The sequence below is a fragment of the Mycobacterium sp. genome (assembly GCF_049585075.1).
Lineage (GTDB): Bacteria > Actinomycetota > Actinomycetes > Mycobacteriales > Mycobacteriaceae > Mycobacterium.
Map to the genome: position 1 here is coordinate 1 of NZ_JBAUZA010000232.1, position 11,077 is coordinate 11,077.

9 protein-coding genes are annotated in these 11,077 nt (G+C 64.6%); 2 read left to right on the forward strand and 7 right to left on the reverse strand.

Going from position 1 to position 11,077, the window contains the following annotated elements; genetic code table 11:
* Window positions 1-2,122, forward strand: a 2,122-nt coding sequence (locus WB785_RS11090) for an ATP-binding cassette domain-containing protein (protein WP_424079132.1), incomplete at its 5' end; no start/stop codon positions are given.
* Between the two features lies 1 nt (window position 2,123).
* On the opposite strand, the gene WB785_RS11095 is transcribed toward WB785_RS11090, so the two are convergent.
* The 5 genes from WB785_RS11095 to WB785_RS11115 are packed head-to-tail and all read right to left on the reverse strand — an operon-like array spanning window position 2,124 to window position 6,996.
* Window positions 2,124-2,672, reverse strand: a complete 549-nt coding sequence (locus tag WB785_RS11095; RefSeq protein WP_424079133.1) for a pentapeptide repeat-containing protein — start codon at window positions 2,670-2,672, stop codon at window positions 2,124-2,126.
* A gap of 7 nt (window positions 2,673-2,679) precedes the next feature.
* On the reverse strand, window positions 2,680-3,285 hold the full coding sequence (locus WB785_RS11100) for a GTP-binding protein (RefSeq protein WP_424079135.1): 606 nt from the start codon (window positions 3,283-3,285) through the stop codon (window positions 2,680-2,682).
* Window positions 3,266-3,649 carry a DUF742 domain-containing protein gene (locus tag WB785_RS11105; RefSeq protein ID WP_424079136.1) on the reverse strand — a complete coding sequence of 128 codons (384 nt, stop codon included), beginning with the start codon at window positions 3,647-3,649 and terminating at the stop codon, window positions 3,266-3,268. The genes WB785_RS11100 and WB785_RS11105 overlap by 20 nt, the downstream gene beginning before the upstream one ends.
* Before the next feature lie 6 nt (window positions 3,650-3,655).
* Window positions 3,656-4,141 (reverse strand): roadblock/LC7 domain-containing protein, encoded by a 486-nt coding sequence (locus WB785_RS11110; RefSeq protein ID WP_424079138.1) that lies wholly within the window; start codon window positions 4,139-4,141, stop codon window positions 3,656-3,658.
* Window positions 4,138-6,996 carry an ATP-binding protein gene (locus WB785_RS11115; RefSeq protein WP_424079139.1) on the reverse strand — a complete coding sequence of 953 codons (2,859 nt, stop codon included), beginning with the start codon at window positions 6,994-6,996 and terminating at the stop codon, window positions 4,138-4,140. The genes WB785_RS11110 and WB785_RS11115 overlap by 4 nt, the downstream gene beginning before the upstream one ends.
* A 249-nt stretch (window positions 6,997-7,245) precedes the next feature.
* On the opposite strand from WB785_RS11115, the gene WB785_RS11120 reads away from it, so the two are divergent.
* Complete coding sequence (locus tag WB785_RS11120; protein ID WP_424079141.1) at window positions 7,246-7,710, forward strand: tRNA (cytidine(34)-2'-O)-methyltransferase; 465 nt, start codon at window positions 7,246-7,248, stop codon at window positions 7,708-7,710.
* Window positions 7,711-7,717: 7 nt separating this feature from the next.
* Here the strand turns inward: WB785_RS11120 and WB785_RS11125 are convergent, their stop codons facing one another.
* Window positions 7,718-8,362, reverse strand: a complete 645-nt coding sequence (locus WB785_RS11125) for a nitroreductase family protein (RefSeq protein WP_424079142.1) — start codon at window positions 8,360-8,362, stop codon at window positions 7,718-7,720.
* 107 nt (window positions 8,363-8,469) lie between these two features.
* On the reverse strand, window positions 8,470-11,077 hold a 2,608-nt coding region (locus tag WB785_RS11130), incomplete at its 5' end, for an error-prone DNA polymerase (RefSeq protein WP_424079144.1).

Here is an 11,077-nt window from a genome sequence, read left to right on the forward strand (position 1 = left end):
GTACCCAAGCGTCGGCGGACAGCGGGCGCCGAGCTATCCGCCACAGCCACCGCCGCTGAACCGGCCGGCAGCGTCGTCGCCGAACCTGCAGCCACCAACGAAGATGGCTGCACCGACGGTCACCAAGCCGCCCGAGGTGGGCAACCTCGCCACCAAGATGATCCAGGCGATTCTGCCCGGATCGGGCACACCGGAGAAGCCACCCGGATCCGCCACCATCGGTCGCGCCAACGACAACGACATCGTCATCCAGGACGTCCTCGCGTCGCGCCACCATGCGTTTTTGGTCCAGTCCCCGCTCGGCACCGAAATCCGCGACGCTCACAGCGTCAACGGCACGTTCGTCAACGGCGTGCGCGTCGGTTCGGCGGTGCTCAACGAGGGCGACGTGATCACCATCGGCAACGTCGACCTGGTCTTGACCGACGGCAACCTGGTCCGTCGCACCGAAGCGGCCACCCGCACCGGCGGCCTGGAGGTCAACGGCGTTCACTTCAAGATCGATGGCAAGGAGCTGCTCGACAACATCTCCCTGACCGCCCGGCCCGGCACTTTGACCGCGATCATCGGCGGATCCGGCGCAGGGAAGACGACGCTGTCGAGGCTGATCGCCGGATACACGCGCCCCAGCGCCGGGTCGGTGACCTTCGAGGGCCACGACATCCACGCTGAATATGCCACCATGCGAAGCCGGATCGGGATGGTCCCGCAGGACGACGTCGTTCACCGCCAGCTCACGGTGAACCAGGCGCTGGGCTACGCCGCCGAGCTGCGACTACCCCCGGACACCAGCAAAGAAGAGCGCGCGCAGGTCGTCGCTCAGGTGCTCGAAGAACTCGACCTGACTAAGCACGCCGACACTCGGGTGGACAAGCTCTCGGGCGGACAGCGCAAACGCGCGTCGGTGGCACTCGAGCTGCTCACCCAACCGTCGCTGCTGCTGCTCGACGAGCCGACTTCGGGTCTGGACCCCGCGCTGGACCGGCAGGTCATGTTGATGTTGCGGCAGCTTGCCGACGCCGGTCGTGTCGTGTTGGTCGTCACGCACTCGGTGTCCTACCTCGACGTCTGCGACCAGATTCTGCTGGTCGCCCCCGGCGGCAAGACCGCCTTCAATGGACCGCCCAGCCAGGTCGGTGCGGCGTTGGGAACCACCAACTGGGCGGACATCTTCGCCAATGTGGGCGCCGATCCCGACGAGGCCAATCGCCGCTTCATCGAGAGAGAGGGCGGACGCCCACAGTCGCAAGCACCGGCGCGGGGAAGCCCGGCGGATTTGGGCGAGCCGGTGCACACCGACCTATTCCGCCAGCTCTCCACGATTGCGCGCCGCCAGGTGCGACTCGTCGTCTCCGATCGCGGCTATTCCGTGTTTCTGGCGGTACTACCGTTCTTGATCGGTGCGCTGTCGCTGACCGTGAAGGGCCCCAAACCGGGGCTCGGGCCTGCTCTCCCCAGCGGACTCGCGCCTACCGAACCGCAGTACATCATGGTCCTGCTCAATATCGGCGCGGTCTTCATGGGCACGGCGTTGACCATTCGCGACTTGATCGGCGAACGTCCGATCTTCAAGCGAGAACAAGCGGTCGGCCTGTCCACGACGGCCTACCTGTTGGCCAAGGTCTTCGTCTTCTGTGTGTTCGCGACCGCCCAGGCGGCGATCGCGACCTTTATCGTCAGGATCGGCAAGGGCGCGCCCACAGCGCATCCCCCGTTCTTCGGCAACTCCACATTCTCGCTCTTCGTCACCGTCGCCGGCACCTGCGTCGCTTCGGCGATGCTCGGCTTGCTGCTGTCTGCGGTGGCACAGTCCAATGAGCAGATCATGCCGCTGCTGGTGGTGTCGATCATGTCGCAGCTGGTCCTTTCCGGCGGGATGATCCCGGTGACCGGCCGGGCGGGCCTTAATCAGCTGTCCTGGGTGACGCCGGGACGGTGGGGGTACGCCGCGGGGGCGTCGTCGATCGACTTCCCAAGCCTGGTGAAGGTTCCGCAAATCCCGACTAATGACCCGATCTGGCAACACTCCAAGCACATCTACTTCTTCGACATGCTCATGCTCGCGTTGTTGTCGGTTTTCTACATTGGCTACGTGCGCTGGAATATCCGACTCAAGCGCTGAGTCACTCGCCGTCAAACCGAAGGCCGTGCGCGGCAGCGTAGGCCAGCGCCTGGGCGACGTCGATGCGCGCACCCACTAACGACGCCGTGGTCCACAGCGACGGGTCGACGTTCGCTCCCCGCAAGTCCGCCTCATCCATCCGGGCCGCCGTGGTTCGGGCGCCGACGAGGTCGGCGGCGCGCAGCACGGCCTTGCGCAGGTCCGCCTCCACCAAGCTGACCTCCCGCAACCGACAGCCGCCCAGGTCGATCCCGCGCAGATCGGCGCCCCCGAGCACCGCCAGCGTGAAGTCGACCTCGTCGAAGGTCACCGGCCTGAGCCGGCAGTCTACAAAGACTGAACCGAGAAAGCTGCATTGGTGAAACTCACTGTGCCACAGTGATGTCCGTTCGAACTTGCAGTTGCGGAACGCGGACCCGACATGCTGCGACTCTGCTAGGTTGACGCCACTGAAATCGCATTCGGTGAATAGAACTCGTTCGGTTTGCAGCCGGCTCAGATCGTCGTCGCGGAAATCACGGCCGACGAATTCGCAATCGGTCCAACGCACAACGCGGTCAGCTGGCGGTAGGTGTCAAGCTCGCCAGGGCGTACTCGCTGATCGCGATCAGAGCATCGGTCGCCGATCGACGGTCGCGGGCATCGATGTTGATGACCGGCACATGCCCGGGCAGTGTCAGCGCCTTGCGCACTTCGGAAACGGGATACTGTGGGGCGCCGTCGAACTCGTTGACCGCAATGAGAAATGGCAAGTTGCGATGTTCGAAGAAGTCGACCGCCGCGAAGCTGTCCTGTAGGCGCCGGCAGTCCACCAGAACGACCGCGCCGATCGCACCGCGGACCAAGTCGTCCCACATGAACCAGAATCGGCGCTGCCCTGGAGTACCGAACAGGTAGAGCACCAGATCCTCGTCCAAGGTGATCCGGCCGAAATCCATCGCTACCGTGGTGGTGCGTTTGTCCGGGGTGGCCTCCACCATGTCGACGCCCGCCGAAGCGTCGGTGACCATCGCCTCGGTCCTCAGCGGCATGATCTCCGAAACGGCGCCGACGAACGTCGTCTTACCGGCGCCGAACCCGCCCGCGATGACGATCTTCGTCGACACGGTATCGCGCGCTTTCGGATGCGATTGGGCCCCTCCTTTAGAGGGCTCGTAGGCCACGGAGCGTCCTTCCTATGAGTTCGCGGCGTTCGTCGCGGGTCGAGTCATCGGTCAATGTCCGGTTCACTCGAAGGTAGCCCGACGTGACCAGATCGCCGACCAACACACGCGTGACACCGAGCGGTAAATCCAGTCGAGCCGAGATTTCGGCAACGGATGGACTCTTGACGCACAGTTGGACGATTCTGCCTCGCACGTCGTTGGGTGGCCATCGGTGAAAGAGCGCTGACTGCAACGTCTGCACCGGCGCCTCGAGCGGCAGCTCGACGCTGGCCTTGGTCCGTCCGGCCGTCAGAGTGTACGGGCGGACCAGGCTGGCCTCAGCTGCGGGTGGCTGTGGCCCCGTTGGCTCTTGGCTGTCCATCGCGGCTCACGAGTGGGACACGGTCGGCGACGATGCGGGCCGCCCGGCGGCCCGAGGAGGAGCCGAGCCATCAGACCGAGCACGTCGGGTCGATTGCACGACGCTGCCCACCCGCTCGACAAGGACGGCCATCTCGTAACCGATCTGACCGATATCACAAGACGTTGTGGCCAGCGTTGCCAGATGCGAGCCGTCACCGACCCGCATCAACAACAGGTAGCCGTTTTCCATCTCCACCACCGACTGCAGCACCGCGCCGCCGTCGAACAGCTGCGCGGCGCCGGACGCCAAGCTGGCCAGACCCGACGACACCGCGGCGAGCTGATCCGCCCGCTCCTGCGGCAGGTGCTCACTGGCCGCGATCAGCAACCCGTCGACGGATACCAGCACCGCGTGCGTCACCCCGGGAACCTCGCGGGCGAAATTCGATACCAGCCAATCCAGGGAGTTGTCCGAGCGAGGTGAATCGTAGGCATCGGAAGCAGGGGTCATTCGTTATCGGATCCTTGATCTATATCGCGGGCGTGCGATCGTCCTGCGCGAACGCCGCCGAAATGGCTACTCATCGAAGCGCGGATCGCCTCCGGGTCTCGCGCCGGTGCCTCATGTGCAGGTTTGCGGCCAGACCAGGACGAATCGGATCCACCGTTCGACACCGCCCCATTGTCCTCGTCGGCGCGGTGCTGTGCGATGTCCGAAATACCGTTGTGCTCGGGCCCGGCACGACCCGGCACCAGCCGGGCACCAGGGTCACGAACCGGTAGGCCCTGGTCGGTGTGGGACTGCACGGGTACGTTGTCGACCTCGGCGGCCGCTGTCCAACCCCGGTCCCAGACCGACTTCCAATCCAAGTCGGCGCTACGGGCCAGATCGTGCGGGTCGACCAGCCACTCTGAAAGCATCCGCTGGTAGATCAGATCCGTCTCCGCCGGCTCGTTCGACGATCGAGGCGCTTCAGCGGGCCAGGCATCATCGATTTCCTGCGGCTCGAACTGTGCTGACGGCTCCGGCACGACGGGCTCGGGTGCCACAGGCTCCGCTTCGGACGGCTGCTGCCGGCTGAATCGCACTCGCGAGCCGAAGAACGACGATGTGTTCGAGACCGGTTGAGCCGAAGGGGTTTCCGGAGATTCCGACTCAGGCTCAGCTACCTTTTCCCGTCGGCGCAGCGGTGACTGACGCCGTGCCGGGCGAGCCGGCTGGTCGGGCGGACCACCGGTTATGCCGCTGGATCCGGGCCTGCGCCGCGGCAACAAAGTGACCGGGGATTCGGTCGAATGGGAGCCGTTGCGTTCTGCGGGGTCCGTCAGCTCGGCAAGATCTGGCGTCTCGCCGTAATCCGCTGCGGGGGTCGCGCGATCGGCCGCGGTCGAAACAGCCGAAACCTCTGGGGGTGCTGCCGCCGTTTCGCGCGGCACAACGTAATCGCCGTCGGCAGTGGCCAACAACGATGCCGGCAGATAGACCTCGGCCGTCGTACCCGATCGCGCGCGCTCGGTCGACAAGCCGCGCAGTCGCACCCGGATACCGTGCCGGTCGGCCAGCCGGCCAACCACGAAAAGACCCATATGACGAGCGCTGTCCGGAGTGACCTCTCCCCCGGCACGCAACCGCATGTTGGCGATGCGCCGGTCGCCGTCGGTCATACCCAGCCCGACATCGAGGATCTCGATCAGAACCGCCGCGTCGCTGCGCTGTGAAGCCGAAACACGCACCGGCGAAGCAGGCGGTGAGTAGCGCAACGAGTTGTCGATCAACTCCGCAAGGAGATGGACGACATCACCGGCGGCTGCGCCGGTGATGTCGCAGTCGGGCAGCATCGACGTTTCCACCCGGCGGTAGTCCTCAACCTCTGAGGTTGCGGCATTGACGATCGATGACAACGCCACGGCCGTACGTTGGTCTCCCCGCGAGCTCGGCGCCCCCGCCAAGACCAGCAGGTTGGCGCCGTTGCGGCGCATCCGGGCGGCCAAATGGTCGAGCCGGAAGAGGCTGTCGAGCCGATCGGGGTCTTCTTCGTTGCGCTCTAGCCGGTCGATGAGCGACAGCTGCTGGTCGACCAGTGACCGGTTTCGCCGCGACATGGTCTCGAACATGTCGTTGACCAACAGCCGCAATCGGGCCTCGTCACCTGCCAGCAGCAGAGCCTGGGTGTGCAATTCGTCGACCGCATGCGCGACCTGCCCGATTTCTTCGGTGGTGTGAACCGGCAGCGGCGCGGGCGGCTGTTCGTCACCGGCCCGGACGCGGGTGATCTCGCGTTCGAGGTCCTCGTGGGCGACCTTCAGGGCGCTGTCCCGCAGCACGCGTAGCGGCTGGACCAGTGACCGCGCCACCACCAGCACGATGGCAAGTGCGGCGACGATGGCTGCCAGCACAACGACGGTGTCGCGGATCGCGGCCTCGCGCCGGTTGTGGGCCTGGTCTTCCACCGATTTCGTCACCAGCGCGGTGGTGTCTTTGATCACATGCCCGGCGATCGCGTCGGTGGTCTGTATCGAGTGCAGCAGCGCCGGATTGTTGACGAGCTTGCTGGTCGGATCGGACATGACGGCCATCCGGGTCACCATCTGCTGCTGCAGCGTCTTGGCTTCTGCTGAGCCGACGCCGAGCACTTCAGCCATCCCGAACAGCGTCGACGGCTCGGTACCGGCGAGCGTGATCATCGACGTGCGCAACTCGGGCTCGGGCAGGTCGGCGCCGCGGGTGATCAGCAGCTGCTGCATCATCATCTGGCCGCGGGCCCCGATCGCGCGGCTCAGCCCCTGAGCCGCGGCCCGGATTTGCACGTTGTCGACGCGTACCGATCCGTCAATTGCATTCTCAGCGGTCAAAAGGATCGGGGCGTAGGTGGTGATTCGTTCGCGCAAACCGATGGCGTTCGACGCAACCGCGTTCAGCAACCCCTGCCCACCATTGAGCAGGGCGTTGACCCCCGCGCCCACATCGGCGGGAACGTCGGTTTCCGCCAGCCGAGCCTGCAGCTCATGTTTGCGCGCATCGAAGTTCTTTTTCACGCCCTCGACGTCGCCCCCGGTGGAACTCGCCAGCAATGCGACATCGAGCGCCGACATGTATTTCGTAATCGCCGGAACGACCTCGGCGCGATCAGCGGCCAACCGGAGGTCGTGCGCGTCGGTCAGTGCGCCCGAGATACGGAATCCCCCGAAAACCATCGCCAGCACTAAAGGCACCGCCACAATGGCAACGACTTTCCACCGCACCGGCCAATTTCGTAGCGACCATGACGCCGGTCGTTTCGCCGATGACGACTCAGCGCCGTCGAGGTCTGCGGTGTTATTTTTAGTCGGCAGAACCGCCCGCGTCGCACGGGCAAACATGGTCACCGGACTACATCCGTGCTGGCGACCGCTCCGCTGATATGCAGTGTTGGCGCGTCGTTCATGAGACTTCCTGCTGATGACGCCCGCCCCGAGTGACGGCGAGCGGTATACGCCTGGCAATTCGACGAGTATGCCAGCCAGCGGGTACGGAGACCACAATTCTTACTGAACAGACAGAGTTCGCCGACTCGTGCCAGACACCGCGAAGGATAGCCGAGCAAATTGTCGAACGACAACTGTCATGATCGTCAGATGTTTCGGCTGCTGTTTTACTCCCCGCGTATAGCGCCTAATACCGGCAATGCAATCCGGACCGCGGCGGCCACCGGAACCGAACTGCATCTCGTCGAGCCGCTCGGGTTCGACCTGTCCGAACCCAAGCTGCGCCGAGCGGGTCTGGACTACCACGACCTAGCCTCGGTCACCGTGCACCCGTCATTGGACGCCGCCTGGAAGGCGCTGTCGCCGCAGCGCGTGTTCGCCTTCACCGCGCACGCGACGGCGTTGTTCACCGATGTGCGCTATCAGGCTGGAGACGTGTTGATGTTCGGCCCCGAGCCCACCGGGCTGGATTCCACGACCCTGGCCGACGTTCACATCACCGACCGCGTCCGCATCCCCATGCTGACGGGACGACGCTCACTCAATCTCGCCAACGCTGCCGCGGTAGCCGTCTACGAGGCGTGGCGCCAGCAGGGCTTCACCGGCGCCAGGTGAGATGTGATTACCAGCTGTTCCAGTGCGTGAGACTTTCGGCCGGCAACCGCTTGGCCGGCCGGAAATCCGTGCCTTTGGTGTAGGCGATCGGAAACAGGCCGGCCTGGCTGTACTGCTGGTAGGGAATGCCGAGCAGCTCCGCCACCTTTTCCTCTCCGCCGCGACCTAGGTGCAGGGTCGTCCAGCAGGAACCCAAACCACGGGAGCGCAGGGCCAGGCAGAAACTCCACACCGCGGGGAACAGCGACGCCCAGAACGAGGCGCCGCCCAGCGGCGACGTCTCCTCCCGGCCCTCGATGCACGGGATCAGCAGGACCGGCGCCTCATGCATGTGCTCGGCAAGATAAGTCGCAGAATCGCGTACAGCACCCATTCGCTCACCGCGGGTATCCCCCTCGGCGTATTCGGGTGATGCCGAGCTGAGATAGCCCCGTGCATTAGCGAGGTAGACCTCGCCGATTGCCTTTTTCTTGTCGGCGTCCTCGACGAAAACCCATTGCCAGCCCTGGCTATTGGATCCGGTGGGCGCCTGCAGCGCCAATTCCAGGCATTCCATCAACACTTCTCGGGATACCGGCTTGTCGAAATCGAGGCGCTTACGAACCGAGCGGGTGGTGGTCAGGACTTCGTCGACAGACAGGTTCAAGGTCATGCCTGAAGCTAACAGTCGCTTCGCCGCGATATCCCGGCGAGTGTGGGGCTAGCCGCACTTTGGATGCCGAGCGTGCGGCCAGCCGCACTCTGGGTGGCGCAGGAGGCCTAGCGAAAATCTCGGGACTTCGACCCGATCGTCAGCGTGAGTTTGGCTAACCGCTCGGCCACGACGGTGATTGCGCCACTGGCGTTTTGGACCTGCCCTCGGATCAGCAGCGCCGACGCTGTCTGGGCCAGCTTGCGGTGTCGCGCCCATACTCCTGGTGTGCAGAGCACGTTGACCATCCCGGTCTCGTCCTCGATGTTGAGAAACGTCACCCCCTGCGCCGTCCCCGGCCGCTGCCGATGCGTTACCGCCCCGGCGATCAGTACCCGGTCGCCGTCGGGCACCGACATCAGGGCATCAGCAGGCACCACACCCATCTCATCGAGATCTGACCGCAGGAATTGGGTTGGATAGCTGTCCGGGGAAATGCCCGTGGCCCACACGTCGGCGGCGGCCAGTTCCAGTTCGCTCATTCCGGGTAACGCCGGGATGTGCGACGACGAGCCCACCCCCGGCAAACGGTCCGGCCGTTGGGTGGCGGCCGACCCGGCCGCCCACAGCGCCTCGCGCCGGGAGATCCCAAAGCAGCTCAGCGCTCCTGCGGTGGCCAGTGCTTCGGTCTGCGGCACGGAAAGTTGCACCCGGCCTGTCAAGTCCAATAGAGAAGCAAAGGGGCCGTGCGCTTTTCGCTCTTCGACTATTTTCTCTGCCAGGTCATCTCCGATATGACGGACACCGCCAAGCCCCAGCCGCACTTCCATACCGGCGTTTTCCAGGGTGGCGTGCGCCAGGCTGGCCGCTACACATGGGCCGTGCACCGTCACTCCGTGCCTGCGGGCATCAGCCACCAACGACTGCGGCGAGTAGAAGCCCATCGGCTGTGCGCGCAGCAGCGCCGCGCAGAACGCAGCAGGGTGATGCAGCTTGAACCACGACGAGTAGAACACCAGCGATGCGAAGCTCAGCGCATGACTCTCCGGGAAGCCGAAATTTGCGAAGGCTTCTAGCTTTTCGTATACCCGGTCGATCAACTCATCGTCGGCGCCGTGCATTCGCCGCATGCCGTCGTAGAACCGGCCGCGCAGCCGTTGCATGCGTTCCGCCGACCGCTTGGATCCCATGGCGCGCCGTAGCTGATCGGCCTCGGCGGCGGAAAAGCCTGCGCAGTCCACCGCGAGTTGCATCAGCTGCTCCTGAAACAACGGCACTCCCAACGTCTTCCGCAATGCCGACTCCATCGACGGATGGTCGTAGACTATCGCGTCGACACCGTTGCGCCGCCGGATGTACGGATGCACCGAGCCACCTTGAATAGGCCCAGGACGGATCAACGCGACCTCGACCACCAGGTCATAGAACACCCTTGGCCGCAACCGCGGCAGGGTAGCCATCTGCGCGCGGGACTCCACCTGGAACACCCCGACGGAATCGGCGCGGGCCAGCATTTCGTACACCGCCGATTCTGATAGGTCCAACTTGGCCAAGTCGACCTCGATGCCTTTGTGCTCGGCCAACAGGTCGATGACGTAGTGCAGCGCCGAGAGCATACCCAGCCCAAGCAGGTCGAACTTCACCAAACCGATTGCCGCGCAGTCGTCTTTGTCCCATTGCAATACGCTGCGGTTCTCCATGCGCGCCCATTCCACCGGACAGACATCGGCGATCGGACGATCGCAAATCACCATGCCGCCGGAATGAATGCCCATGTGTCGCGGCAGATTCTGGATCTGGGTGGCCAGGTCGATCACCTGCTCGGGAATGTCGTCGACATCCGACGGTCGTGCGCCCCAGTGTGCGATCTGCTTGCTCCACGCATCCTGCTGTCCCTGCGAGAAACCCAGCGCGCGAGCCATGTCGCGCACGGCGATTCGCGGGCGGTAGGTGATTACGTTAGCGACCTGAGCGGCGTAGTCACGACCGTATTTGTCGTAGACGTACTGGATGACCTTTTCGCGTAGATCCGATTCGATGTCGATGTCGATATCGGGTGGTCCGTCGCGAACCGGCGACAAGAAACGTTCAAACAACAACTCGTTGGCCACCGGATCGACCGCGGTGACGCCGAGGGCATAACACACTGCTGAATTGGCCGCCGATCCCCTGCCTTGGCACAGAATGTTGTTCTCCCGGCAGAATCGGGTGATGTCGTACACCACCAGGAAATAGCCTGGAAATGCCAGTTGCGCAATGATTTCCAACTCGTGTTCAATCTGAGCATATGCCTGTCGTGCCTGTGCTCGCGGTCCGTAGCGGCGCTCCGCCCCGGCCATCGTCAGCTCGCGCAACCAGCTGTCCTCGGTATGGCCTGGAGGGACGTCGAACGGCGGCAGCTGCGGGGCTATGAGCGCCAAGCCGAAGGCGCACTGCTCGCCGAGTTCGGCCGCGGCGGTCACCACGTCGGGGCGCTGCGCGAACAGTCGCGCCATCTCCTCACCCGATCGCAGATGGGAACCGCCCAGCGGGGCCAGCCAGCCGGCCGCCTCGTCCAGCGACTGCCTGGCCCGTATCGCGCCCATGGCCATCGCGAGCCGGCGCCTCGACGGCGCGGCGAAATGCGCACCGGTAGTCGCAACACAGCTGAGCCCGAATCGTGTTGCCAGCTCCGTTAATTCAGCGTTGACCTCGTCGTCGAGCGGATGCCCGTGGTGGGTCAGCTCGACGCTGACC